The following is a 26,504-nucleotide window of genomic DNA, read 5'->3' as shown; positions in this document are numbered from 1 at the left end:
TGCAAGAGATTCTTTGTTAATTTATTGATTCTTAATAGAATTTTTTATTATCTCTTTGAAATGACTCAATTTTTTATTTTCACTTTTTTAGTGAACAATAAATCAATGAAATGGATCAAAAGGAGAAACACTTCGACCACGCTCAAATTGACCAATACGCTCTATTTCCCATTGTAAAAGGTGGGCTGAATTTGCAAAAACACGCGCACGCACTGTTTCTCCCAATGCTTCAAGATCATATCCTGTTGCTTGCCCTGTATTAATCATAAAATTACAGTGCATTTCACTCATTTGAGCGCCACCAATCTGTAAACCACGACACCCTGCTTCATCAATCACGCGCCACGCGGATGTATTCTCAGGATTTTTGAAAGTTGACCCCCCTGTTTTTTCGCGAATAGGTTGCACTGTTTCTCTGTGGAGGGCAACTTCATCCATAGCAGCACGAATATCATCTTTATTGCCGAGTCTTCCTTCTAATAAAGCAGCCGTAAAAATAAAATCTTTAGGAATATCACAATGGCGATAGGAATAATGCATATCTTTCACACTCAAGATATGACGTTGCCCTTTACGATCCAGCGCATAGACCTCGACAACACGCGCTGCAGTTTCAACACCATTCGCACCCGCGTTCATTTTGAGAGCTCCTCCAAGACCTCCAGGAATACCATGATAAAAATGAAAACCTGCAATCTCAGCTTCTAAAGCGGCAGCAGCTAAATGTTTATCCGCCGTACCAGCACCAACTAAAAAGCCTTTTGGAGAAACTTGCTTCACTTGCCCAAATTTTTTTGGCGAAAGACGAATCACAACACCAGGAACCCCCCCATCACGCACCAGAAGATTAGAACCAATACCGACAATTGTTACAGGAACAAATTCAGGCAAATTTTGAAGAAAGAGAGCCAAATCTTCTTCATCAACAGGCTGATAAAAAAGCTCTGCCAACCCGCCCGTGCGAAACCACGTTACCTTACGCATCTCAACATTAGGTGTAAGCTTTCCTCTCACGCCACCCAACAGTGGTTGCAATTGCGCCAATAGCGCCTCACCATCAATGTGCTGAAAATTTACCATGACCATCCAATACCGCTAATTGATGAGGCAACGCACAAGCCCATTGTGTGATATTGCCAGCACCAAGAAAAACAACATAATCCTCTGCCTGAGCAAATTTTGAGACAAGAGACACGACATCTTCCAGACTATGTATCAAGCGCACATCACGATGACCCGCCATTTTAATATGCTCTACCAATTCTTGAGAACCAAATCCTACAATAGGCTCTTCACCAGCCGCATAAACGGGCGTAATCAACACTGTATCTGCATCATTAAAACAAGCAGAAAAATCATCAAATAAATGATACAAACGTGAATACCGATGGGGTTGTGCAATCGCAATAACACGCCCTTTTGCACTCTCACGTGCTGCACGCAAAACAGCCTTTATTTCAACAGGATGATGTCCATAATCATCAAATATTTCAATGCCACGCCAATTTCCTGTTCGCGTAAAACGCCGTTTTACTCCGCCAAATTCTGCTAAGCCCCTTTTTATAGCTTCATTTGAAATGCCTAGTTCATGCGCAATAGCAATCGCCGCCGTTGCATTAGCAACATTATGCTGCCCTGCCATGGGCAAAAGCAAATTTTTCAACTCAATCTTTCTTCCTGTTTTGCGTGAGCGAACAAGAACATCAAAATGCGTTTTTTGACCATCCATCGAAAGATTAAGAAAACGAACATCCGCTTGTGGATTTGCACCATAAGTGATCACCCAACGATCATCAATACGGCCCGCCAATGACTGAACCTCTGGATGATCAAGACACAAAACAGCAAAACCATAAAAAGGAACATTTTCTACGAATTGCCGAAAAGCCTCACGCACAGCATCAAAACTTCCATAATGATCCAAATGCTCAGCGTCAATATTAGTAATAACAGCAATATCAGCAGGCAGCTTTAAAAATGTACCATCACTTTCATCAGCTTCAACAATCATCCAATCGCCATCTCCTGTACGAGAATTCGTACCATAAGCATTAATAATACCGCCATTAATCACCACTGGATCAAAATGACCAGCATCAAGAAGGGCTGCGACCATTGATGTGGTTGTTGTTTTACCATGTGTACCACCCACCGCAATTGCACGCCGAAACCGCATCAGCTCCGCCAGCATTTCTGCACGTCTGACAAGCGGCAAATGTCTTTCCTTTGCAGCAATATACTCAGGATTTGTTTTTTTAACGGCAGTAGAAAAAACAACAACCTCTGCATTCCCTAAGTTTTCAGCACAATGACCTATATGAACGTTAATTCCTTTTTTCCGCAAACGTTCAACATTTGCACTTTCAACTTGATCTGACCCTTGAACTTTATAGCCAAGATTATAAAAAACCTCCGCAATTCCACTCATACCGATCCCCCCGATTCCGATAAAATGGATAACGCCTATATCAAGTGGCATTTTCATTAAAAAGCTCCTCTTTTATATCTGACAACAATCGCCCTGCAATTAAGGACTCAGCCATATCAGCAAGGCAACGGGTTGCATGAGGTTGTCCAACTTTTTTTGCAGCAAGCGCTTGTTTTTCCAATAAATGGGGCGCACAACAAGCGTGCATTAAAAGAGAAAAAAGCTTTTGTGCATTTAAATCTTTTTCTGATACAATTTGCGCACCACCTACACGAGCAAGCAGAGCTGCATTGGCAGCCTGATCATGATCTAAAGCATGGGGATAGGGAACAAGCAAAGCAGGTCTACCAATCACCGCTATCTCACAAACGGACGAAGCCCCAGCGCGCGACAAAATAAAATGAGCATGTGCCATACGTTCAGCCATATCATCAAAGAAAGGAGCAACTTCTGCTTGTACGCCCATATCACGATAGATTTTGATCAACCTTCCTGCTTCACCGCGGACTTGCTGTACAATTCGTAAACGTTTACGGTTCTTATCATCAAATAAAGCAATAGCTTCTGGAACAATATGTGAAAAAGCAGAAGCCCCTTGGCTACCTCCAAAAATCAAAAAATTAAATGGCTTTTCTCCCTCTGAAGAATGATAAGGAATTTTGGCCGCCTTCAACACAGCCTCACGGACAGGATTCCCCGTCAAAAGTATTTTATGAGCATAAGCGCCTTTTGGTGACAACAAACCACCAGCGATTGCACGCACAAAAATTGCCAACACCCGATTGGCACGCCCCATAACAGCATTTTGTTCATGAATAAATGTTACACGCCTCGTTAAGGACGCAATAAAAAGAGGAGGAAAGCTCGGATACCCCCCAAATCCTCCAACAAGAACAGGACGTAATTTATAAAACAACGCCAACGATTGCCCCATCCCCCTTAGCAAAGACCAAAACGTCTTTATCAGAGCAAAAGGATGGCGTCGTGTAAATGTTGCCGATGAAACGATATGAATATGCCCTTCATCAAAGCACCGAACAAAAGGTCGTGCTCTTTCATCTGTTATTAAATGAACATCATATCCACGCTGCCTTAATTCAACAGAAAGGGCTTCAGCAGGAAAAAGATGTCCACCTGTACCACCAGCCACCAAAACAATAACTTTTTTATCATTCATAAGGGGTATCCAAGACAGAAGAGGAAGAAAAAGCTGAAAGGCGCGCTTCTGGCCAACGACGTGTTAAACTGAGCAAAATGCCCATTGAAAACGCAATCGCCATCATCGAAGAACCACCATAAGAAATAAAAGGCAATGTCATGCCTTTTGGAGGAATTAAGTGAAGATTAACGGCCATATTAATCGCTGATTGAAAGCCAATCATCATTGCTATGCCAGTAATACCAAGACGTATAAAGGAATCACGTGTATTCATGGCTATATACAATGAACGCATAACGATAAAGCCAAAAAGCATCATAATTAATAAACAAAGAATAATACCATATTCTTCAGCAGCAACGGAAAATACAAAATCTGTATGGCTATCAGGAATGATACGTTTTACTGTTCCCTCCCCAGGGCCTTGCCCAAACCAACCACCATTCAAAATAGCCTCACGTCCTACATCCACTTGAAACGTATCCCCTTCACCTGTCAAAAAACCATTAATACGCTCGCGCACATGATGCAGAAAAAGATAAGCTAAAATAATTCCTACAACGCCTAAAATGAGAAAGAGAAAAATAATGGTAAGAGGTACACCAGCAATAAAAAATAGCCCCCCCCATGTTGCACTTATTAAAACTGTTTGTCCAATATCAGGCTGCAAAACCAGAAGCACACAACAAATGGCATAAAGTAGAATCGCTAACGTATAACCCAGAATTCCCCTCCTGCGTATCTGTTCTGAAAAAAGCCAAGCGGACATAACCACAAAAGCTGGCTTCATAAACTCTGAAGCCTGTACAGAAAAACCAAATAGTAGAATCCACCTCCGTGCTCCCTTTAATTCTGGACCCCAAAATAAGGTTGCAACCATAAGAGCAAGCGTTACAATGAGCAAAAGAGCACATAAACGACGAATATTAGAAAGCGAAAAAAAGGAAATGGTAACCATCGTAAAAAATGCTGAAATGCTAAAAATGATATGCCACCGAACAAAATAAAAACTATCAGCAATTCCGATTTTTTTTGCAATAATAGGGCTGGCAGCAAAAGACAGCATAATGCCAATTCCCATTAAAATTAAACAAGCTGCAAAGATAGAGCGATCAATCGTCCACCACCAATTAGCAATTGGATCTCTATCTGCACGCGTCACCATGATATCCACCTTATCCATTTTATAAATTATCTCAAAGTGATATGGTTCCCCAGCCTGTTTAACAAACACTTTAAAAACTAAATTACACAAAAAAAGATTCTGGAGTCTTAACGCAAAAATATTTTTTTATAACTGATGCTTTTTTATTGTAACTGCATCACAAAAGAGACAAATGCTTCGCCTCGCATTTCATAATTTTTAAATTGGTCATAACTTGCACAAGCAGGTGACAAAAGAACCGTCACCTCTTTTTCCTTACAACCCATTGCGTCAACAGCTGCTTCACGCACCGCATTTTTCAAAGTTAAACTCATAGAAAAGGGAAAAGCAGATCCAATAGTGCGAGCAAATTCTTCTGCCGCGCTCCCAATCAAATAGGCTTTACGAATTTTAGGAAAAAATTCTCTAAGAGACTCTATCCCTCCCTTTTTTGCCTGTCCCCCAACAATCCAAAAAATATCATTAAAGGTGGAAAGCGCAGGAGCTGTTGCATCTGCATTAGTAGCCTTGCTGTCATTGATAAACAAAACCGCCCCCATTTTACGCACCTGCTGCATACGATGATCCAACCCTTTATAACTTGCTAAATGCTTGTTCACAGAAGGATCAGTTATTTTTAAAGCCTGCAATGTTGCTAATGCCATAAGGGCATTTTGCGCATTATGACTCCCACGTAACACCGCCATAGGAGCAAGATCTGCAAGCATATGGCGCTGTCCTTGACGAACAGAAAAGAGCTTGGTCCCATCTGCATAAAAACCATTTTCAACAAAATGATCCTTGGAAACTGCCTCAATTTGCTTCCCATCATGAAGTAACTGTTGATATAAAACCCGACAAGCTGCATCATCAACTGAAATGAAAGCCTGAGAAGCCTGAGCAATCAGATGCCTTTTGGTTTGCACATAACAGGCAAAACTCCCATGTCGATCAATATGATCAGGTGTTAAATTCAATAAAAGTCCAATGGTCGGCTGAAGAGAGGGAGTAAGATCAATTTGAAATGATGAACATTCAATCACATAGATACGTTTTTTAACAAATGGCTTAAGCGTCAATATTGCCTTTCCGATATTCCCCCCCACCTGCACATCATAACCCATTTTTTCCAACAAATGCGCAAGTAAAGCCGTTGTGGTTGACTTTCCATTCGTCCCCGTAATCGCAATGAAAGGAACATCTTGGTCACAAAAACCATAATGCTGTAAAAAATGCTGGCGCGCACGAACAAATAATTCAATATCACCGATAATTTCTATATTTTTTTTTCGTGCTTTTTCAACAACCCAATGGGGTTGAGGATAATTTAAAGGAACTCCAGGAGCTACAATCAATGCAACAAATTCTGACCAATCTTCATAACGGAGATCTCGCGTTGGAATATTGTGCCGAAAAGCCATCTGCACGCTTGAAGGACTATCATCCCACGCCACCACTTCTGCACCGCCACGCATCAATGCTTGTGCCGTTGCTAGTCCAGACTGTCCCAACCCAAACAGAGCAACTTTTTGACCTTTATAACACGTAACAGAAATCACATTCTCACCGCAATTTAAGTGTTGAAAGACCTATGAGAGCGAGAACAATTGAAATAATCCAAAAGCGTATCACGACTTGGCTTTCAGTCCAGCCTTTTTTCTCAAAATGATGATGTATCGGTGCCATAAGAAACACTCGTTTTCTTGTTAATTTGAAATAACCAACCTGAATAACGACCGAAAAAGCTTCCACAACAAAAAGCCCACCAATAAGAGCCAAAACAATTTCGTGCTTCGTAGCGACTGCAACAGTCCCTAATAATCCTCCAAGAGCCAACGAACCAGTATCTCCCATAAAAATAGCTGCAGGTGGTGCATTAAACCATAAAAAACCAAGCCCTGCCCCAACAACAGCTCCCAATAAAACAGCCAATTCACCTGCTCCCGATACATAATGGATTTGGAGATAATCAGCAAAATTCATATTACCAGAAAGATAAGCAATCAGAGCAAAAGATAAGGCTGCAACCATCACAGGAACAATAGCAAGGCCATCAAGTCCATCCGTCAAATTAACCGCATTACCCGTTGCGACAATAACAAAAGCAGAAAAAGGAATAAAAAACCAGCCCAAATTGATAAGATAATCTTTCAAAAAAGGCAAAGCGAATCCAGATGAGCCAATTTGTAGGATGACAAAAGCAGCAATTGCGGCAACACAAAACTCCAAACTTAACCGTGCTTTCCCAGAAAATCCTTTGTCTGTTTGTTTTGTGACCTTAAGATAATCGTCATAAAATCCAATTGCCCCAAAAGAAAGCATAACCAATAGCGATACCCAAAAATAAATATTCGATAAATTACACCACAAAAATGCCGATACCACAATACCGGTTAAAATCATCAATCCACCCATTGTAGGTGTTCCAGCCTTTTTAAAATGTGTTTGAGGACCATCCGCACGAATCGGTTGCCCCTTACCCTGCCGCAATTTAAGAGAAGCAATGATGCTAGGTCCAAACAAAAAGACGATGAGCCCCGAATTAAGCATAGCCGCTATCGTGCGAAAAGTAATATAACGAAATACATTCACACCTGGAAGCCAATCACTAAACGAAGAAAAAAACAGCATCATGGTACAAAAAACCTCTTAAAACTATGAAGAAACCGCTTTATAGCGGTCAAGCAATGCAGTCACAATATTTGATGAACAAAGGCTATTGGATGATTTAACCATAAGCAGATCCCCAGAAGAAATTTCTGCTAAAAGGAGAGATAAAATTTTCTCAATATTTTCAGCATAATGAACCTTAACACCAGCAGACAAATCACTGACTAAAGATTTCATCGCCTCACCAAATAGAAAAACCGGATTAGCACCGGAAAGACGTATTGGCTTTATTAAATCACGATGAAGCTTTTCACTATACTCCCCTAACTCTAGCATATCTCCTAAAATAGCAATTCGCCGCCCTTCTTCCCCGACTGGTCCTGTAGCAAGAAGCTCAAGCGCAGCACGCATAGAAGCAGGATTTGCATTATAGCTTTCATCAATGAGATAAAATTCACCCCCATTTGATAAAGACAGTCGATAACGAACACCTCGCCCCTTTTGAGAAGAAAAATAGCGAAAAGAAAGAAGAACAGGCTCTAACTCAACTCCCATAGCATCACAAGCAGCAATAACCCCTAAACTATTTTGCACAATATGGCGTCCTGGAGCACTAATTTGAACCTTCCTATCCCGCCCCCCAATACGCACAATCATAGAAGTACTATCAGTTAGAAGACGTATATCTCGCGCTTGATAATCAGCATCTTTAGTCTCACCAAAGCTTAAGATCTTCTTTACACCGTATTTCTTTGCTTTTTGAACAAGATAAGAAAAAAAATCACTATCCGCATTTAAAATGGCAATTCCTTTTTCATCTAATCCTTCAAAAATTTCAGCTTTTGCCTTTGCTATTTCTTCAAGATCTTTGAAAAAACCCATATGTCCTGCACAAATATGCGTAATGAGAGCAACATGCGGACAAACAAGTTTGACCAGAGGGCGAATCTCATCTCTATGATTCATGCCAATTTCAAAGATACCATAATCACTCTCCATAGGCATCCGCGCTAAAGTGAGTGGAACCCCCCAGCAATTGTTTAAAGAAGCGAGATTCGCATGAACATTCCCAACCGTTGCAAGTGCTTGTTTCAAAGCCTCTTTTGTCGTTGTTTTTCCCACCGATCCTGTTATCGCGATAATCTTAGCTCTTGAACGTTTGCGTGCAGCTTGTGCAAGTTTTTCTAAGGCTTGCAAAACATCAGGAACAACAATAAGTGGAGCCGATATCTTTTTCATATCCCTCAAACGGTGTTCCGCAACGATAAGAACGCCTGCACCTCGTTCATAAGCTTGCGCAGCAAAATCATGACCATCAAGATGATGCCCTTTAATGCAGAAAAAAACATCCCCTTCCGCAAGAGTACGGCTATCAATGGAAACCCCAGAAAAAGTTTCTGGCAGGCTTCCCATTACAACACCATTAACTGCAGCAACAAGTGCTTGCTTATCCCATAAAGTTGTCATTTCTTTCGGTCCTCTAAAGCTTCTATCGCTTTCAGACGATCTGAAAAAGGATAAGTTGTCTGCCCTATAATTTGGCCATCCTCATGACCTTTTCCAGCAATGATTAATGTATCACCAACTTTCAAAAGCTCCACCGCGTAAGAAATAGCCTCTCCACGATCTGCTATCTCTATTGCTGTTGGCACCGCCTGTAAAATATCCTTGCGTATTTTTTCTGGCATTTCTGTGCGAGGATTATCATCCGTTACAATAACAATATCCGCTTTATCCGCCGCAATTTTTCCCATCAAAGGTCTTTTTCCTTGATCACGATCTCCTCCACAACCAAAAACAACGATCAAACGCCCTTGCGTAAAGGGACGAACAGAAAGCAAAACCTGCTCCAAAGCTTCTGGTTTATGGGCATAATCAATATAAACAGGCGCATTATTTTCTGTCTTTCCCACAAATTCCAACCGCCCAGGTGCCCCCTGCAAAGTTTCAAGCGCAGAAAAAACCTTACGAGGTGAAACACCAGTTGCAATTGCTAACCCCGCTGCCATAAGCGCATTGGCTACCTGAAAATCTCCAGCCAAAGGCAAATCAAATGTATAAATATTATTTTCCACACGACACTCAATACACTGTTTTGAGCGTTGATGTTCAACACGATTAATCGTGATAAATTGCCCCTTACGACCAATTGTCAAGACACGGCGGCGTGCTTGTGTAACAACATCAATAACCTTTTGTGAATAAACATCATCAGCAAAAATCAAAGCAGGAGAAGATACAGGCAAAAGTGTATCAAACAACCTCATTTTAGCCCGCAAATAATCCTCTACCCCCGTGTGATAATCCATGTGATCTCGCCCTAAATTAGTAAAGGCACCAGCCGTTAAACGGACTCCATCAAGTCGTCCTTGATCAAGCCCATGCGAAGAAGCTTCAAGAGCTGCATGAGTCACACCTTCATGAGAAATTTCATAAAGAAGACGGTGCAAGACGACCGGATCAGGTGTTGTGAGAGAACCATAAACATTCCGTTTAGGAGAAACAACACCAACCGTTCCTATACTCGCAGCACAAAATCCAGCATAAGTCCAAATTTGCCGAAGAAAAGAGACAACAGATGTTTTACCACTTGTACCAGTCACAGCAACGACCGTTTCAGGCTGAGAACCGTAAAAACGTGCAGCTGCCAACGCTAAACTATGACGAACATTAGAAACACGTAAAATGGGAACAGATAAATCCTCAAGAACAGCAGGACAGTCTGTAACGATTGCTCGTGCGCCACGCTTTATCGCATCATCTATATAGTGTCTTCCATCACTTTTTTTCCCCTGAACAGCGACAAAAACATAGCCCGGCAAAACTTGCCGAGAATCCACACTTATTCCTGTTATTTCTATTGAAGAAAGACTTTCATCTTCAACACATTCTGTAAAAACTGTTCCAAACAACATAACGATGCACCTTTGTATTTATTTTACTGTTGTTTAACGAAACTTGAATTGCTCTTTTTACTTAAAAGAAGCTCATATTCTTTTTTAAAATCGGGTTTTACACCAAGAAAACTAGCTGTGCGACGAACAATATTAGCAAGCATTGGTCCAGCATTCATTCCCGCTGTTGCTGAGCGCTGTCCCTCTGCAGGCTTTGGTTCATCAATAATTGTTAAAACAACATAAGCAGGATCTTCAATAGGAAAAGCAGCAAGAAAACTATTGAAATTTTTTGTTTTAGAATATTTTCCATTTTCAACTTTTTCAGCTGTTCCTGTCTTACCACCTACACGATAGCCTTCTACTTTTGCATTACGTCCAGAACCAATATCACTATTTAATTGATAAAGGTAACGCATATTTTGACTTGTTTTAGCCTGCAAAACCCGTTTTGCATGGTGCAGAGTTTGTTCTTTTGTCCGTTTTAAAAATGTCGGAGCAATTAACCAACCACCATTCATTAAAGCAGCAGCCCCGACAGCTGTTTGCAAGGGTGTTGTTGCCATACCATGCCCAAAAGAAATCGTCATAGAATGGATATCCTTCCAATGATGTGGTACAATAGGGTGGGCAACTTCAGGCAACTCTGTTGTGAGACGATCCAGTAATCCAAGTTTTTGCAAAAAACCACGATGTTTATCAATCCCTATCGCCAATGCCTCTTTAGCAGAACCAATATTAGAAGAATAAATAAAAACCTCCCATAACGTTAAGGGTCGATTTTTTCCATGAAAATCATGAATAGTATACCCACTACTTGTTTTTATTGGCTTTGAAGCATCAATAATACTGTTTAAATAAAAAATATTGGAATCAAGTGCCATGGCTGTCGTAAAACTTTTAATAATTGATCCCATTTCAAAAGCTCCTGCCGTCATCCGATTGAGACGATCACTTTTTAAAGCTTCGATAGGATTTCCAGGATCAAAATCTGGTAGTGATGCCAAAGCCAAAACTTCCCCCGTATGTATATTTAAAATAACAGCTCCTGCAGCAATTGCCTTATAACGCTTCATAGCCTGAATAAGTTCATCATGAACAATTGCCTGAACACGCACATCAATCGAAAGCTGAACTTGTTTTAATGATTCTTCCATGGCAAGACCAGCGGCACGCAAAGCACTCAACCCCGCATCATCAATATATTTTTCCATACCTGCAATGCCCTGATTATCAACATTCACCATACCGAGAATATGGGAAGTTACAGGTCCATCAGGATAAAAGCGACGAATTTCAGTCCGAAAACCAATTCCTGGTATACCAAGAGCCATAATTTGCGTCTTCTGCATTGGTGTTAACCCCCGCTGTATCCAAGAAAAACTAGATTTTCTTTTTAAGCGCTTATAGGTTTCCTGCCAATTAAGATCAGGCAAAACTGTTGAGAGCAATTCAATTGTTTCATCCACATCAATAATACGTCGTGGCTCAGCAAAAAGTGAATAAGTTTTAATATCTGTTGCCAATAAACGACCATTACGATCAACGATATCAGGCCGTGCCATCAATTGAAGAACTCCTGGCCCTTTTGCTTCTTCAATCTGTCCACCTTCCAACCCATAAGAAATAAGGCAAGCCCCCATGATGCCATATAAAATTAAAAAGCAGAACAACGAAAAAAGCAAACGTGGACGACTAGAATAGGGACGACGAACAGAAACATTATGATTATTCAACGAATTCTTTAAGCGCTTTTTCTTCTGTGAGAATAAAAAAGTCGATTTCATTACTGCGCGCCTTTTTGGACAACACTATTGATCTGAGAAGCCCGATTATTTGTCAAAATATTTTGATTATCTTCCAAGATATTTTGTTTAATCACTTCTTCAATTTGATCATGTACCCATACCGGAATGTCTTTAAACTCCACGATTTGACGGGGCTGTATAACCTCTAACCCAAGTTCTTTCTGATAACGTTTCGCAAGTTTTTGCATGCGTGAAGGACTTATCATCACAGCCCACTCAGCATGAAGCAAACTTACCGTATTTTTTGCTGCAGCAATTTCATGCTCAAGATGAAGAACTTCGTTCATTCGTTTTTGAACATCATATTTTACCTTATAAGTAAGTCCTGCCATACAAATCATAATCAACACTAAAATCATATCAAATGTACGAAAAACTGTCATTTTTTGCTGCCTTCAAAACTGGCAATCTCTGCTAAACCAAATAATTTCATATCTGCTGCAAGAGCCTCTGCTTCAGTCCGTACACCAATACGCAACCTCGCAGAACGTGAACGAGGATTTTTCTGTAACTCCTCTTTAGTTGCCGTGATCCCACCTCTAAACAAAGGAAAAAATGTTGCTGGAGCAGCCTTTATTTCTGGCAGATAGCGTGATCTCATACATTCTCCAGAACGAGCCGAAAAAAATCTTTTGACCATACGATCTTCAAGAGAATGAAAACTGACAACCCCCAAACGGCCTCCAGCTTTTAAAACGCGTTCAGCAGCAAATAAACCACATGCCAATTCACCAATTTCATCATTAACATAGATACGAAGAGCCTGAAATACACGTGTTGCCGGATGAATACGATCTCCCGGTTTACGTCCTATCAACGTTTCGATAGCATCCGCCAAATCACCTGTACGCAAAAAAGGCTGCACAACACGACGCTTTTCAATCATCCGTGCAATTCGCCCCGCATAACGCTCTTCCCCTAATATCTTAAAAATACGTGCCAAATCCCTTGCTTTTAAATGATTGACAACATCGCTGGCTGTAAAACCAGTCTGAGCCATTCGCATATCCAATGGACCATCTTTTTGAAAAGAAAAACCTCTTTCTGCTTCATCAAGCTGCATTGAAGAGACACCAATATCCAAAATAACTGCATCCACCTTCTCTTCAACGACACGATCGAGCTGTGAAAACGCCATATGGACCAAACGAAGGCGTGGAAAAAATTCTTCAACAAGCGATTGTCCTGCACTTATAGCATGAGGATCACGATCAAGAGCAATCACCTGTGCCCCTGCCTTTAACAAAGCGCGCGTGTAACCACCAGCACCAAAGGTGCCATCAATCACTTTTGCTCCAACCAATGGCATAAGCCCAGCCAAAACTGGCTGTAACAACACTGGAATATGGCGTTCAGCTCTTTGATCCTGCTTTATCAAAATAATCCGTCTTGAAGTTAGGCTGTCTTAAATCAACAGCTCTCTCATGACAACTGATCTTAGAATAACCTGGCCTTCAACTTTCACATTAATCACAATGAACGAAAAAACTAAAGTTATCCCAAAACAGATCCTAACGCATTATACTTAAAGAAATGTTATAATTTTTTAAAACACTCTTTGCTCAAGTGTCCATTTCAAACACATAGACTCCATAAAAGACCATATATAATTGATCTTATAAAATATCGCGTATCATCATGAAATATCAGTCGGCCTATAAGCCGGGTTCTGTAGAGTAAAGCTTACACTTTACATGGCAACCATTCATCTGGGACGGATGTTACCATCCGCCTCGTGCAACCTACCCGAATGACTCGCCCGGAAATCGGCTGCAAATTAAATTTTGCACGTCATTTCTATTTGGTCTTGCTCCCGGTGGGGTTTACCTTGCCACATTCATTACTGAATGCGCGGTGGGCTCTTACTCCACCCTTTCACCCTTACCTATAAAAATAGGCGGTTTACTTTCTGTGGCACTTTCCCTAGGGTCACCCCTGCCGGGTGTTACCCGGCACCGTCTTTCCATGGAGCCCGGACTTTCCTCACCTGCCGTATTTCAGTATCAGACAAGCGCGGCTGCCCAGCCGACTGACATACTAATTTATAAAACATTTTCTGCTCCGTGAAAATAGCATCTTAAAATATTTTATGACAAACCTCTCTCAACAGATGTTTTTATTTTAATGAAGCCAGATAAGTCTTTACTTTTGCGCAATATTTCGCTGAAATAGAATTCATTTTTTTTGCAGCATGGCCTGCATTATATTTAAGGATTGTACCACATGTACTTCCACCACTGAGTTTATAGGCCCGTGCCAAATAACGCATACCATATTCAAGATTGGTCGCAGGATCATACAAATCCTGTACAGAACCACTAAAGCCCAACCCTCGTGCCGTAGAGGGTTTAATTTGCATCAAACCTATTTCGCCAGCAGCCCCCTTTATACCTGCCTTATAATTACTTTCAACTTTTACAACAGCATGTGCTAAATTAACGGGAACATTATATTTATTCGCAAGTTTCTGAATAAGAAACTCATAAGGACGATCAGGAATCTTAGAAGCAACAATCACTGAGGATTCTCCTGATTCCGCAACATTTAAGACACTATGAGTCCAACTTACATCAAATACAAAAAATACAGCACACGCTGTATTTAACAAGATTTTCAAAAATTGCATTTTCTTTCTCTTTACTCAAACATTCTCAAATTCTAGCTGCAAATAATTTGCAAACGTATTGTACAAAAAAAGAAAGCAAAAGAACGGCTTGAAAAAGGAAAGAGTAAGACAATTTCAAGATAAAATTCTGCAACAAAAGAAAATCTCTTTATGCACAAATTATAGATTTATCTATATCATAAAGTAAAAAAAATAAAGAGACTATAATTAATCTTATATCGTATTAAATAAAATGATATAATTTGTAAATTTCTGCTATCACTATTGTATCACTCAATTTTTATATTAAAAAAATAGCATCTTAAAGAGAGACAAGAACATCTTTTTACCGAAGATCCTCAATATCAAAAAAGTTTCACAAAAAATATAAACTGTTATCAACACTTCTCTCTGGTTAATAAACACCCACAGCACTCTTTATGTCCGATAAAACCCCAACAAATCATAAAACAAATCCCCGCTCCCATCATTGCGCATAAAAAATTCATAAATATACTAAAACCATCATACTCTTTACCAATTCAAAATATTGCAACAGACTTTTAGCTCTCAAGATGCCTCAAAGAAGCTTTTTACTTCTTTTTTTGAAAGAGCTTTTATCCACACAAGCCTCTCACTTGTAGTGCACAAGAAAGTGATTTTGATTTTTTCACCATGAATAAATTTAAAACGAGAGAATTTTGCAATTCTTAAGATTCTCACTTAATATGAAAATGACAAATTATCATTATAAAACAATATGCTAAAAAAGCTATATCCGTCTTTATCTCTACAACAAAGCTTAACAATTACTTTTGTCTGTTTTTTTGAAAAATGTTAGGAAACTCAATACCCCCAAAGCCTTTTAAATAAAAATAAACCCTCATCTTCATTCAAATATTTTTTCTTTGTCACAGACTACCATCTTATCAGCCTTGCACCTCATTTTCAGAAATCATACAAGTGGATAAATATCCTAAAATCCGTAGAACAAAGAAAGCTTAAATCCTTTAAAAAATTTTTATTTTCTCATATCAAATAAAAAAATAACCGGCATATAAAACACGGTTAACGTGTTTTTTTATAGTCAATACTGCTTTTGTCATTGTAGCGATTGATAATGCAATTAACTTGGACCAATACCCTTGATAGACTTTCTATCACTCCTGTAATGATTGCAACATTACCCTTATACTCCAATTGCTTACCTTTTGAGAGATAAATTTTGTTAATACCTTACAAATTAATTATCTCCTCGCACTTTTCAAGACTTCACGAAAAGCTCTTGCTCCTTAAAATAAAACCCAAAAGCGCGATTAAAAAAATAGCTAAAAATAAGCATTAGCAATGGAAGGACGAGAAATCGCTTTTGAAAGAGCCATAGCAACAGTTTCACCAGATTTGTGAGCCTGCTCACGACTCTGACCACTTTTAAAAGCAAGCGCAATTACATCACGACGCAGCTGCGCAATAAACACCTCTTGCTGTTGAGGACTCATCTTAGAAAGATGCTTGATAATATCTGGAAAAGATACAGACAATCTCTCTAACAACTCCTCCTCTGTTACATCAAGCTTCTGAGAAGAAAAAGAAGAGCGACCGGAAAAAAACTGATAAACAGCACTACTTTGAGAAGCAAAAAAGACAGCGCCAAAAATAAAAAATACAAATAAAATAAAAACAATACGACGCGAAAAAGATTCCATTATCTCTTACCTAAAGATCATAGAACACAAACATAGATTCCTTTTATGATTCTCCTTATAGCATTCAACGATGCTTCAATAAAGAAAAATCAAATTATTGAAAATGAATACGCTAACACTATCCGCCCAACAAAAACTGCCCCTCTATGTATTTAGGTAGTATAGGCGAAACAATAACAGATCTTACACTTCCCCCTAATAACACGCTACAACATCCCCCAAAACAATTATAAAAAGCCTGACTGAGGAAATCCTCAGTCAGGCCAGACAATCTAGGGGATCCACGCGGGGGGGGGGAGGAGGTTCCCCGATCGTCCTCTCACATCAACCACTAAGATAGCCGATGCAATATTCTTGCTATGGAATAAAATTCTTTAAACAACAAGAAATTCTTATCATCTTCTACGCAAAAAAACATAAAAGAGTTATAAATTGTTTAAAAATGTTTAAATTTAGGCAAAAAAAGTTTAAAATGACCCAATTTGAAGCAATTTTATTTCAAGAAGCATCAATTGGAATCTACGATCATTATAACTTTTAAATAGTTTCTTTCATAACTCTGATAATCATAATCAAAAAAAACCGTAATTTCTACGTATCCACCCTATAAAAATCAAACTATATAAAAGTAGAATCACTTTTCCAACAGCAATCACCACAAAAATAAAAATGTAGATTTTTAAAATCTTATCTATCTTCATAAAAAATTCTGTAAATGATTATTAAAATATTGTCGCATCTCTCATGTAACAATCAATGAAGAATTTAAACAGCTTAATTTTATGAAAAAATGAGAACTCTGAAGGTATTTGTTTCGAATCACGTCCTATAATCATTCCAAATAACGATAAACTATTTTACAATAACCAACAGGCTCTAACGCATTTTAACATAACAAACCGAGATCAATGCAGACCGTTTCTCTTAATCTCTATCATTTAAATGATCCCGTAAAATAATACACACAGTAGTTTCTATGCTCAAAAATTGTTATAGTCTGTTCTTCTAACGTAAATAATGCATTGATTTACAATCATAACTCATCATTTTACAACTTACATGAGAGATCTCAAGAACGTGAGATTCCCTTATTTTAAACCTTCGTCTATTGAATCAATGAATAGCCATACTACGGCACATCACAAACAAGAAAAAGCATATGGATAAAAAACATAAAACGATGATGCCCTATCAATTTTACGCTATACTAACGGGCTGCATCATAAAATGAGCAGTAAGCATAAAAAGAAAAAATCACTTTTGGCAAGAAAAATGGACTTATTTAATAACCTTTTTAATAACCTTCATACTTCTCATAATAAAGAGATACGAAACTTTAGTGTAATATCACGCTTTTCTTTTCTACTTTCATCCACGGACTATCCATAGATTATCGTCAATCTTATTTTTATGAATATAATGAAAAACACATAGACAAACGCCATATATGAATGCTTGTAAGAAGAAATAAACGTAAAGTCAGATACGCTATTATAACCATTGTTGTACAAAATGTTTTTAAAATTCAGAATATCACTCCAATCCATTACTAATTTATGAGTAATTTTATGGCGTCATCTACCAAGCTTTTACGTTTTCTATTACTTGTAAATCAACACCTGCTCCTAACATGGCAATATGCTTGAGATAAAGACTAGAGCAAATGAGAACCATGTAAACAGTCCCAGCTTTTATATGCCCAATTAGAGTAAAAATATTTACGTCTGTTTGAGTAATCTTAAAAAAGCCATCATTTATTTTGAACGAAACATAAAAGCCCAAAGATAAAAAACTATTGCCATCTTTACCATCCCTTTCATTTGCCTTTACGACTTTCAAACACGCTCATAACGCTGTGTTTTAAATAATGAAAATCATGCATTGTCTTACCCTTTTATCCCTTCGTCTTTTTAGAGCATCTTTTTGCACCCCTCACTAAAAATTCCAAGGTACTTCTTATCTAAGCACCTGTTTAAAGAAACATCGTAAGATCTATTGGGTACCACCATTTTTGACATTTATGAAGGTATGAGCCATCACTATATTATATTGTGCGCTATTACATCATATCGCCGCCGCTCTCATATTTAGAAATATGTATTTCCTTTTACAAACGGTATTATTTAGATAAATATCTTCTCTTGTAACAAACAAACAGACTCTTTTGGATTCTGCAACAGGAAATTTGAAATGAAAAAATATTCCTATATTCGAGCCTCTCATTGAAATCTAAAAAATCAATATATTGGCTAATAAAACAAATATGATATCAAGACACCTTAAATAACGATCCTCATAGGCTTAACTCTATAGAAGATGCTTTCATTACACAGTACACAGCCACCAAGCCCCTGTAAAACACCAATACTCTCATATAAAAACATAATACAAATGTAAAAAACAATAGATTATCAATGATTGAATAAAGTTTTATCTCTACGCTATTCCTTAAGAAAAATCAGAGAATAAAGCAGGTCAACAAACGCGATTTATGCAAAATTGACTTGTTTATCTTTGATATCGTCAACTAATAAACGCGGATCACGAGCAAGCCAAAGCGTAACCATACCTTTCTCACTGTTTTCATTTTGTATAGGAGTAAGACAAACCGTTTGTTCTAGAACAAGTCTCGTATTTTTAAGCCATTGTTCTATTTGTAAAGCCGAAAATCCAAAACGCGTATGTGCTTGATCAGAATATGAAGACTCAATTTCATGATAACCAAAATCCACAATCAATAAACGTCCATGAGGACGCAAAACACTTGATATCTCATGAAGGAATATTTCAGGGTTTTCAAAAAAATGTAAAACCCAATGAAGAATAACTAAATCAAAAGTTGTATCTCCAACAGACAAGTGAAAAACATTGCTATCAAGCACGACTTGAACCGCATGCGTATAAAGATTAGAAAACAATTTTAAGATAGAGTCTTCACCTCTTCCAATATTCAGCATCGTCTGAAATGGTTTATCGCCAATGATTTCAAGTAAAGCGTTTTCTACACCATGATCTGCCATATAAGATGACCGTAATACATCCCGTTGCAACGCATTTTGTAAGAAATACTTCTTCCTCGTTTTTTGACGCTGCTTTTTAACATCCTTCAAACGTTCTAAATCATGCGCTAACAACACATCATTCTTTGGCAAAGCCGAAAGAACACCCATCACAATGTCTTCACCCCAAAAATCATGACAAAGCTTAAAATAAAGGCTATCCCCCTTCTGATAACGCTCAATCAATCGTGCTTCGTACAATAAACGTAAATATCGTGATATACATGCTTGCGACTGATCAAGAATAAAAATAAAATCAGGGATTGTTAAATCTTCATGATGTAAGAGCCTAAGAACACGTAAATGGCTTACTTCTGCGACCGCTTTCAGCAGCTCAACCATTGCATCTAAACTTGCACTTTTTTTCATAATTATCCCCTCAACATTCCTATAAACATTTGTTTATAGGAAAAAAATTCAAGTATACAACGCATATTCTCATCTATTTTGTGCTCTCTATTTTATCATACTATGAAAAAAATAGGCTAATGTAAAAAACGAACAGATCTTATCCATCTGCTTCTCATTATAATATTCATGATAAATCAATCCAAATCATTCTCTTACAGCTCATAAACAGAGAGGACATATAGATAAAAATATCTTTTATGCCCACCTCAAAACAAAAACTGTATACCATTGAGAAAAAATAAATAACATGATGATGCCAGCTTGCATTTTTATTAAGTAAAGATGGTAATGCTCAATGACCAGAGCATTTGTAGAAGTAGTGCTATACTCTTCATCTCCTCCTTTTCATTGCAATTTTACAAGAAATAACCGGTTATATATCATGATTAGAACAACCCTATTTAGGCTATAATTTCATAAAGTGTCTCTTACTCTTTTCAATGAATAAAAACTCCCACAGAGTACACACACTCTTTATTTATGAAATAACAAACGCAATAAAATACACTATTATTCCAACAAAGTTGAGATAAGATAAAAAATTCTAGCGTGTAAGAGGTTTATAATTTGCATGCTTAGGATTAAGAGATTCCGCCCCAAGACGACGAACTTTATCAGCCTCATATTCAGCAAAATTACCTTCAAACCATTCTACATGACCATCACCTTCAAAGGCTAAAATATGTGTTGCCAATCGATCAAGAAACATACGATCATGCGATATGATAACTGCACAACCAGCGAAATTTTCCAATGCATCTTCCAATGCACCCAATGTTTCAGTATCAAGATCATTTGTCGGTTCATCAAGAAGAAGCACATTCCCCCCCTCTTTTAGAAGTTTCGCCAAATGTACGCGATTGCGCTGCCCTCCTGATAAATTTGCCACCTTCTGCTGCTGATCTGCCCCCTTGAAATTAAAAGCCCCGCAATAAGCGCGGCTATTCATCTCATATTTGCCTAATTTAATAATGTCATTTCCACCAGAAATTTCCCCCCAAACAGTTTTATCCCCCACCAAGGAATCGCGACTCTGATCCACATAACTCATGTGAACTGTTTCACCGATACGTATCTGACCTGAATCGGGCTTTTCCTGTCCCGTCAACATTTTAAACAAGGTCGACTTTCCCATACCATTGGCCCCAATAACGCCGACAATGCCACCAGCAGGAAGTTTAAAAGAAAGAGAATCAATCAATACACGTTCACCATAAGCTTTAGAGAGATTATCAACCTCAATAACAACCTGTCCTAATCTTTCTCCAATAGGAATAATGATTTGCGCCTCTCCAGGACGGCGCTCACGTGCTGCTTGAACCAACTCATCATAAGCCTTAATCCGAGCTTTTGACTTTGCTTGTCGCCCTTTTGGACTAGAAGCGATCCATTCTTGCTCACGTGATAAAGCACGTTGACGCGCTGCCTCTTCACGGCCTTCCTGAGCCAAACGCTTGGCTTTAGCCCCCAAATAAGCAGAATAGTTCCCCTCATAAGGAATACCTCTACCGCGATCTAATTCTAAAATCCAACCCGTTACATTGTCGAGAAAATAACGATCATGGGTTATCAAAAGCACAGCCCCAGGATATTCACGTAGATGCCTCTCAAGCCAAGCCGTCGTTTCAGCATCTAAATGGTTTGTCGGTTCATCCAAAAGTAATAAATCAGGTTTTGACAAAAGCAATTTACAAAGTGCAACACGCCGCTTCTCACCACCCGAAAGTTTTGTTACATCCCCATCGGCTGGCGGACAGCCAAGAGCAGCCATAGCCATTTCCACTTGACTTTCTAAATCCCAAAGATTCTGACTGTCAATAATGTCCTGAAGCTGTGCACTTTCATCAGCCGTTTCCTCGCTATAATTCATCATCAATTCGTTATAACGCTCAAGAACTTCCTGTTTATCTGCAACACCTTCCATCACATTACCACGCACATCTTTGCTCGCATCAAGCAAAGGTTCTTGTGGTAGATAACCACAGCGAGCTCCTTCAGAAATCCATGCTTCTCCCGTATATTCCTTATCTAGCCCAGCCATAATACGTAAAATAGTTGACTTCCCTGCACCATTCGGCCCTAAAATACCGATCTTCGCATCTGGATAAAAAGACAAATGAATATTTTCTAGAACTTTTTTATTGCCGTAAGACTTGTTAAGCCCAGCCATATGATAGATAAATTGACGTGCCATAAATTTCTCTTTATATTATGCGATATTAAAGATTAGGATTTTGAAAAAACTGCTTTTGCTTTTTGAAACTGTACAGTAAATAGCACTTACGTCGTATCAAAAGCTTTCGCTCTATATTGGTACATTTTTTCTAATCTCACAAGCCCCAGTATGGTCCTGAATGCAAAAAAACATCCCCCTAAAGAGCAAAAAGCAAATCTTTTTAGCTGTACCTGAAACCTGTTATCAAACATTGCCTCTCTTTTCCATACCAGATATAACATTGTATTTTTATCGTATTAAACCGACTTATCAATGTAATATGGTACCACAAAGAAAAGCAATTCTCTATGCGCCTTCTTTTCTCGCTTTATGGGCTTTATATTACGCAGTAAAAAATCCTTCTCTTTTTTCATCGATTTTTTGCTACGGAAAGCAATGGACTTCACCCCTTGCCTTGATATGGCTTAAATTACGTTTACAAAACGACCGCCGCCTTATGGGATCTGACGTTCCAAGCCCAATGATCATGAAAGCTTTGCATCAACACGTAGCAACAAATGAATACAGTGCACTTCCCATTGGTACGTGGTTACAATTCGTAAAAAACTATAAAACCAATTGTAAAAACTTATCCATTCCCCTCTTTTGGCTTGATAATTATAAAAATAATATCAATATCCAGCATATCATTTCAAAACTTCAAGACGACATATAGCTTTTTAAAAATACGATAAAAGCTCATCTCGTATAGGAATATATTTATGGAAAAAAAAGCCTTAATCGTCATTGATGTTCAAAATGACTTCTTACTAGGTGGAGCACTTGCCGTACCACAAGGTGATGCTATTTTACCCGCCGTCAATAATCTCATAAATCATTTTGATCACATTATCTTAACCCAAGACTGGCATCCCAAAAACCATTGCAGCTTTGCTTCCTGCTATCCTGAAAAAAAGCCCTATGATACAGTCACTCTTGACTATGGTCCTCAAATACTTTGGCCTGATCATTGCATACGAGGAACACAAGGAGCAGAATTTCATCCATCTCTTAGAGTGGAAAAGGCACAACTTATCCTTAGAAAAGGCTATAATCAAAAAATGGATAGCTATTCTGCTTTTCTTGAAAATGATCAAAAAACACCAACAGGTTTACAAGTTTATCTTAAAGAACATGGTTTTACTAAGCTCATTATGTGTGGCTTAGCAACTGATTTTTGTGTCGGATTTTCTGCTCTTCACGCTATGCAATGCGGTTTTAAAGTCAGTGTTTCATTAAATGCCTGTGCTGGTATTGATGTAAACGGATCACTAAACACTATGCTTAAAACAATGAACGAAGCCGGTATAGAACTTTTAATGGTCTCTTAAAATATCCTTCTCTAATCTACCATTATAATACACTGATTTATAAAGGATAAATTATTTTGCACATATTTAAGTAAGAGTTCAGAATATCGTAAATTCTCTCATTTCAAACCTGTTTCAAAACCATTCTCTTACACGTTACAAAGAGAATCCAATGTATGAATAGAAATCATTCAAAAAAACAGCAAAAAGGCCTCTTATGAACCATTAATGCAAAAGCTTGTCATAATATTGAAAGCTGGTAAAAAGTATAGCATCAGCTTTCTGTCTTATATTTAGGTCAAAAAGTATCCTAGAGATTGTATATTATTCCCTTTATGGGTAGTATTATGCAATAAACTCAACTTAAAAAAACGCAAATAAGCAATAAAATAGTATTTTATTTTGCATAAAAGACCTCTTTCTATTCAAAGATATGCGATAAACAAAAGTTTGAAAAAGGAAGAGATCTCCATTACTTAGATACAACATGTTTATCCAATTGACGATGCTTAAAACGAATCGAAGAATATAATGCCATTCCAATAATACAGACTCCCACAAGTCCTGTTAAAACTTCAGGAACCGATATAATCGTTTGCAGATACATAATCACTGCAAGAACTAGAATTGCATAAAAAGCACCATGCTCTAAATAACGATAATGCAATAATGTTCCTGATTCAACCAACATAATTGTCATAGAACGAACGTAAAATGCTCCGATACCAAGACCTATCGCAATAATAAAAAGGTTGTGTGAAAAGGCAAAAGCACCAACCACGCCATCGAAAGAAAAACTAGCATCAAGAACTTCTAAATAAAGAAACGCCCCTACTCCCCCGTGAGCTACTGTTGTTAAAGTCTTTTGAGGAGTATCCAAAAGATGACCGACAACTTCAACACCGATAAAGGTCAAAAGTCCATAAAGTGCTGCCAATAAAAAAGTTATTTTATTTTCTGCGTCAATCTGACCTGAAACCAATAAGATCAAAATCAAAACAATTGCAATATCAATTCCAACAAGCGCCCCAAACTTTTGAGCAGGTTTCTCTATAACATTAAGCCAATGCACTTCTTTTTCAGAATCAAAAAAATATTTTAAGCCAACCATCATAAGGAAAGTTCCTCCAAAAGCAGCAATCCCCATATGCGCATCGGTTAAAACTTCAGCATATCGATGTGGTTCCCATATCGCTAATTTGACTGCCGCAATTGGATTAATCCCAACAGCAACGACAACCACCAATAATGGAAAAACAATTCTCATCCCAAATACAGCTATCAAAATGCCCCACATAAGAAAACGACGACGCCACAATGGACTCATTCTACTAAGAACACGCGCATTGATAATAGAATTATCAAAAGATAAAGAAATTTCCAAAACTCCTAAAACAAAGCAAATAAAAAAATATTTAAGAAAACCAGTAATACTTTCCGTTTCAAACCAACCAATAACCCCTCCTAAAAAGACACCAATAATCGTGAAAAAAAAAGCAAACCCAAAATAGCGTAATAGGGCCATGATCATTCCTCAAAGTTTATTTTCTACTTCATCTAAGCACACCCAGTACCAATCCAAAGTTTGCATCTCTTTAAAGTTGCATCTATTAATGCAGAGGTGTATAGAATATATATGGTAAAGTTACATGAAAATTCTCTCAAAAAAAGCAAGAGACAAATGTAGCAACAAGGAATTTTGTTTTGAAGTGAATATCAATTGTCAATACAATAAGTGCAAGATTGCTTTCTAGCTACACAAATAAAAAAACAACAAGAAATTAAAGCTATAATATTGACATTATATCATAGAATATTAATACATAGTGTGCTTTTATTATTTAATGATTTATACCATGATGATTTACCGAGGGAGATAATTCGTGGCACGTCCTGAAACTGAATCAAAAACCATATTTGGAAAACGTTTACGTTATGTACGTCTTGCTTTAGGCGATCCATCACGTGAAACCTTAGCTAAAAGTTTTAGCATGACAAAAAATTCCATTGCTTTTTATGAGCGTGGAGAGAGAGAACCCAATCTTAGTGTCTTACAAACATACCGCACGTTATATGGTGTCAATATTAATTGGCTTTTAACTGGACAAGGAAAAATGTTTGACACCGAATATACAAAAGGTGATTTTGACTGGAATTATTTTATTAAAAAAATCGAGGGGCTGGAAGAAACTCTTGCCGATAGTGATCGTAACGAAAAACTAAATCAAGAAAAAATCGACAGTTCTTATGAAAAATTGCAGCAATATTTGTCAAGACAAGGTTTATCAAATGGTTTTAACCCTAAAACTACAACCTCTCTTATCGATATGAAAGCTAAAATGGCCAATTCTTATACCCTTAGCTTATTCATTGATTTACTCATTCGAAGCGTATCCCAAAAAGAGGTTATAGCTAATCAATAAACGTCTATTTAAAAAGAAAAAACAAGAAATGATTAAACTCTACCAGTATGGAAAAAAGTATTTTTTACTTTATCCTTGCTGGTGAAATTTTATATAATTTATAAACTTTTTTCTGTAACGACAGAAAAATATTTGCGTTGTAAATGAAAGTATAGTGTCTTTAAATTAAAAAAAATAATTTTATAGTATAAAATTCTCATTCATATCTTATTGACAATAAATTTTTTCTTGTTAAAAGAATAATAGCTCTCATAGAAATTATTTTTTAAGGTCAGAAAATTTAAGGGGAATATATTGACGACTTCCTAGAGAGACATACATTAATGTTTACAAGCGGATTAGTTAAATATTTATCCTGAAAATTATCAGCTATTTTATGAGGTGGGAAGCATGTATTTTGAGGTGTTTCAAGGAGTTCACAATCAATGGTACTGGCGTTTAATCTCAGGAGATGCACAAAAAATTGCTTTTTCTAGTAAAGGTTATCCAACAAAACAAGATATCCTAATCAATATTGAGCAAATAAAAGAAATTACACATAAGGCTCTTATTAGAGAACTACAGTCCTAACGTTCTTTACCATTAAAACAAGCGTCTATTTTGTATAATGGTATGGTAGTCACTTTTGTGATAAATGAAAAGTGATTGATTTCCCCTCAATGAGAGGAAGTTCTGTATTATTTCTGACACTCACAAATAACAGTCATATTCTTACAGATTATATGTTTATTT

General features: G+C 37.7%; 21 protein-coding genes and 1 other RNA gene. 4 read left to right on the top strand and 18 right to left on the bottom strand.

Going from position 1 to position 26,504, the window contains the following annotated elements; genetic code table 11:
• Positions 1–102 precede the first annotated feature (102 nt).
• The 17 genes from murB to ettA form a co-directional block, all read right to left on the bottom strand.
• Positions 103–1,080, bottom strand: coding sequence for a UDP-N-acetylmuramate dehydrogenase (murB, locus tag ACFINZ_RS03635; RefSeq protein WP_375634623.1), 978 nt, complete (start codon positions 1,078–1,080; stop codon positions 103–105).
• Positions 1,058–2,485, bottom strand: a complete 1,428-nt coding sequence (gene murC, locus ACFINZ_RS03630; RefSeq protein WP_375634624.1) for a UDP-N-acetylmuramate--L-alanine ligase — start codon at positions 2,483–2,485, stop codon at positions 1,058–1,060. The genes murB and murC overlap by 23 nt, the downstream gene beginning before the upstream one ends.
• The gene (murG, locus tag ACFINZ_RS03625; protein ID WP_375632997.1) at positions 2,469–3,605 is read right to left on the bottom strand and encodes an undecaprenyldiphospho-muramoylpentapeptide beta-N-acetylglucosaminyltransferase; all 1,137 of its coding nucleotides are present in this window, start codon (positions 3,603–3,605) and stop codon (positions 2,469–2,471) included. The genes murC and murG overlap by 17 nt, the downstream gene beginning before the upstream one ends.
• Entirely contained in the window at positions 3,598–4,752 is a 1,155-nt protein-coding gene (locus ACFINZ_RS03620) for an FtsW/RodA/SpoVE family cell cycle protein (RefSeq protein ID WP_375632999.1), read from the bottom strand. The genes murG and ACFINZ_RS03620 overlap by 8 nt, the downstream gene beginning before the upstream one ends.
• Before the next feature lie 143 nt (positions 4,753–4,895).
• Complete coding sequence (murD, locus tag ACFINZ_RS03615) at positions 4,896–6,290, bottom strand: UDP-N-acetylmuramoyl-L-alanine--D-glutamate ligase (protein ID WP_375633001.1); 1,395 nt, start codon at positions 6,288–6,290, stop codon at positions 4,896–4,898.
• Between the two features lie 4 nt (positions 6,291–6,294).
• Positions 6,295–7,365, bottom strand: a complete 1,071-nt coding sequence (gene mraY, locus ACFINZ_RS03610) for a phospho-N-acetylmuramoyl-pentapeptide-transferase (RefSeq protein WP_375633003.1) — start codon at positions 7,363–7,365, stop codon at positions 6,295–6,297.
• Positions 7,366–7,386: 21 nt separating this feature from the next.
• Positions 7,387–8,808, bottom strand: coding sequence for a UDP-N-acetylmuramoyl-tripeptide--D-alanyl-D-alanine ligase (murF, locus tag ACFINZ_RS03605; RefSeq protein ID WP_375701174.1), 1,422 nt, complete (start codon positions 8,806–8,808; stop codon positions 7,387–7,389).
• Positions 8,805–10,256: a UDP-N-acetylmuramoyl-L-alanyl-D-glutamate--2,6-diaminopimelate ligase gene (locus tag ACFINZ_RS03600; RefSeq protein WP_375633007.1), complete on the bottom strand. Its 1,452-nt coding sequence runs from the start codon at positions 10,254–10,256 to the stop codon at positions 8,805–8,807. Before ACFINZ_RS03600 ends, murF begins: the two co-directional genes overlap by 4 nt.
• Before the next feature lie 23 nt (positions 10,257–10,279).
• Entirely contained in the window at positions 10,280–12,022 is a 1,743-nt protein-coding gene (locus ACFINZ_RS03595; protein WP_375633009.1) for a peptidoglycan D,D-transpeptidase FtsI family protein, read from the bottom strand.
• Positions 12,022–12,426: a hypothetical protein gene (locus ACFINZ_RS03590; protein WP_375634628.1), complete on the bottom strand. Its 405-nt coding sequence runs from the start codon at positions 12,424–12,426 to the stop codon at positions 12,022–12,024. Before ACFINZ_RS03590 ends, ACFINZ_RS03595 begins: the two co-directional genes overlap by 1 nt.
• Entirely contained in the window at positions 12,423–13,421 is a 999-nt protein-coding gene (gene rsmH, locus ACFINZ_RS03585; protein WP_375642927.1) for a 16S rRNA (cytosine(1402)-N(4))-methyltransferase RsmH, read from the bottom strand. Before rsmH ends, ACFINZ_RS03590 begins: the two co-directional genes overlap by 4 nt.
• A gap of 264 nt (positions 13,422–13,685) precedes the next feature.
• An RNA gene (rnpB, locus tag ACFINZ_RS03580) (RNase P RNA component class A) lies at positions 13,686–14,076 on the bottom strand.
• A gap of 83 nt (positions 14,077–14,159) precedes the next feature.
• A complete protein-coding gene (locus tag ACFINZ_RS03575; RefSeq protein ID WP_375633015.1) occupies positions 14,160–14,669 on the bottom strand; it encodes a lytic transglycosylase domain-containing protein in 510 nt (169 codons plus the stop codon).
• Positions 14,670–15,976: 1,307 nt separating this feature from the next.
• A complete protein-coding gene (locus ACFINZ_RS03570; protein ID WP_375618214.1) occupies positions 15,977–16,354 on the bottom strand; it encodes a hypothetical protein in 378 nt (125 codons plus the stop codon).
• Positions 16,355–17,932: 1,578 nt separating this feature from the next.
• Complete coding sequence (locus ACFINZ_RS03565) at positions 17,933–18,193, bottom strand: hypothetical protein (protein WP_375634630.1); 261 nt, start codon at positions 18,191–18,193, stop codon at positions 17,933–17,935.
• A 650-nt stretch (positions 18,194–18,843) separates the two neighbouring features.
• Entirely contained in the window at positions 18,844–19,782 is a 939-nt protein-coding gene (locus ACFINZ_RS03560) for an ArsR/SmtB family transcription factor (protein WP_375634631.1), read from the bottom strand.
• Between the two features lie 586 nt (positions 19,783–20,368).
• Positions 20,369–22,018: an energy-dependent translational throttle protein EttA gene (ettA, locus tag ACFINZ_RS03555; RefSeq protein WP_375633021.1), complete on the bottom strand. Its 1,650-nt coding sequence runs from the start codon at positions 22,016–22,018 to the stop codon at positions 20,369–20,371.
• Positions 22,019–22,178: 160 nt separating this feature from the next.
• Between ettA and ACFINZ_RS03550 the strand changes: the two genes are divergently transcribed.
• Together ACFINZ_RS03550 and pncA are read left to right on the top strand one after the other, a co-directional pair.
• Positions 22,179–22,715 (top strand): hypothetical protein, encoded by a 537-nt coding sequence (locus ACFINZ_RS03550; RefSeq protein ID WP_375618210.1) that lies wholly within the window; start codon positions 22,179–22,181, stop codon positions 22,713–22,715.
• Positions 22,716–22,761: 46 nt separating this feature from the next.
• Complete coding sequence (pncA, locus tag ACFINZ_RS03545) at positions 22,762–23,370, top strand: bifunctional nicotinamidase/pyrazinamidase (protein WP_375618209.1); 609 nt, start codon at positions 22,762–22,764, stop codon at positions 23,368–23,370.
• Positions 23,371–23,821: 451 nt separating this feature from the next.
• On the opposite strand, the gene ACFINZ_RS03540 is transcribed toward pncA, so the two are convergent.
• On the bottom strand, positions 23,822–24,874 hold the full coding sequence (locus tag ACFINZ_RS03540; protein WP_375633023.1) for a DUF475 domain-containing protein: 1,053 nt from the start codon (positions 24,872–24,874) through the stop codon (positions 23,822–23,824).
• 358 nt (positions 24,875–25,232) lie between these two features.
• Here ACFINZ_RS03540 and ACFINZ_RS03535 point away from each other — a divergent pair, with 358 nt between their 5' ends.
• Together ACFINZ_RS03535 and ACFINZ_RS03530 are read left to right on the top strand one after the other, a co-directional pair.
• Positions 25,233–25,772 (top strand): helix-turn-helix domain-containing protein, encoded by a 540-nt coding sequence (locus ACFINZ_RS03535; protein ID WP_375611979.1) that lies wholly within the window; start codon positions 25,233–25,235, stop codon positions 25,770–25,772.
• Between the two features lie 390 nt (positions 25,773–26,162).
• A complete protein-coding gene (locus ACFINZ_RS03530; protein WP_142416545.1) occupies positions 26,163–26,342 on the top strand; it encodes a DUF1508 domain-containing protein in 180 nt (59 codons plus the stop codon).
• The last annotated feature ends 162 nt before the right edge of the window (positions 26,343–26,504 follow it).

The sequence above is a fragment of the Bartonella sp. AA81SXKL genome (assembly GCF_042196945.1).
Taxonomy (GTDB): domain Bacteria; phylum Pseudomonadota; class Alphaproteobacteria; order Rhizobiales; family Rhizobiaceae; genus Bartonella.
This window is presented reverse-complemented; position numbering and strand designations above follow the sequence as displayed.

Bases quoted from the DNA above. Each gene is read 5' to 3' on its own strand.
- murB (WP_375634623.1), bottom strand. From the start codon at position 1,080: ATGGTAAATTTTCAGCACATTGATGGTGAGGCGCTATTGGCGCAATTG.
- murC (WP_375634624.1), bottom strand. From the start codon at position 2,485: ATGAAAATGCCACTTGATATAGGCGTTATCCATTTTATCGGAATCGGG.
- murG (WP_375632997.1), bottom strand. From the start codon at position 3,605: ATGAATGATAAAAAAGTTATTGTTTTGGTGGCTGGTGGTACAGGTGGA.
- ACFINZ_RS03620 (WP_375632999.1), bottom strand. From the start codon at position 4,752: ATGGTGACGCGTGCAGATAGAGATCCAATTGCTAATTGGTGGTGGACG.
- mraY (WP_375633003.1), bottom strand. From the start codon at position 7,365: ATGATGCTGTTTTTTTCTTCGTTTAGTGATTGGCTTCCAGGTGTGAAT.
- murF (WP_375701174.1), bottom strand. From the start codon at position 8,808: ATGACAACTTTATGGGATAAGCAAGCACTTGTTGCTGCAGTTAATGGT.
- ACFINZ_RS03600 (WP_375633007.1), bottom strand. From the start codon at position 10,256: ATGTTGTTTGGAACAGTTTTTACAGAATGTGTTGAAGATGAAAGTCTT.
- ACFINZ_RS03595 (WP_375633009.1), bottom strand. From the start codon at position 12,022: ATGAAATCGACTTTTTTATTCTCACAGAAGAAAAAGCGCTTAAAGAAT.
- ACFINZ_RS03590 (WP_375634628.1), bottom strand. From the start codon at position 12,426: ATGACAGTTTTTCGTACATTTGATATGATTTTAGTGTTGATTATGATT.
- ACFINZ_RS03575 (WP_375633015.1), bottom strand. From the start codon at position 14,669: ATGCAATTTTTGAAAATCTTGTTAAATACAGCGTGTGCTGTATTTTTT.
- ACFINZ_RS03570 (WP_375618214.1), bottom strand. From the start codon at position 16,354: ATGGAATCTTTTTCGCGTCGTATTGTTTTTATTTTATTTGTATTTTTT.
- ACFINZ_RS03560 (WP_375634631.1), bottom strand. From the start codon at position 19,782: ATGAAAAAAAGTGCAAGTTTAGATGCAATGGTTGAGCTGCTGAAAGCG.
- ettA (WP_375633021.1), bottom strand. From the start codon at position 22,018: ATGGCACGTCAATTTATCTATCATATGGCTGGGCTTAACAAGTCTTAC.
- ACFINZ_RS03550 (WP_375618210.1), top strand. From the start codon at position 22,179: ATGCAAAAAAACATCCCCCTAAAGAGCAAAAAGCAAATCTTTTTAGCT.
- pncA (WP_375618209.1), top strand. From the start codon at position 22,762: ATGGAAAAAAAAGCCTTAATCGTCATTGATGTTCAAAATGACTTCTTA.
- ACFINZ_RS03540 (WP_375633023.1), bottom strand. From the start codon at position 24,874: ATGGCCCTATTACGCTATTTTGGGTTTGCTTTTTTTTTCACGATTATT.
- ACFINZ_RS03530 (WP_142416545.1), top strand. From the start codon at position 26,163: ATGTATTTTGAGGTGTTTCAAGGAGTTCACAATCAATGGTACTGGCGT.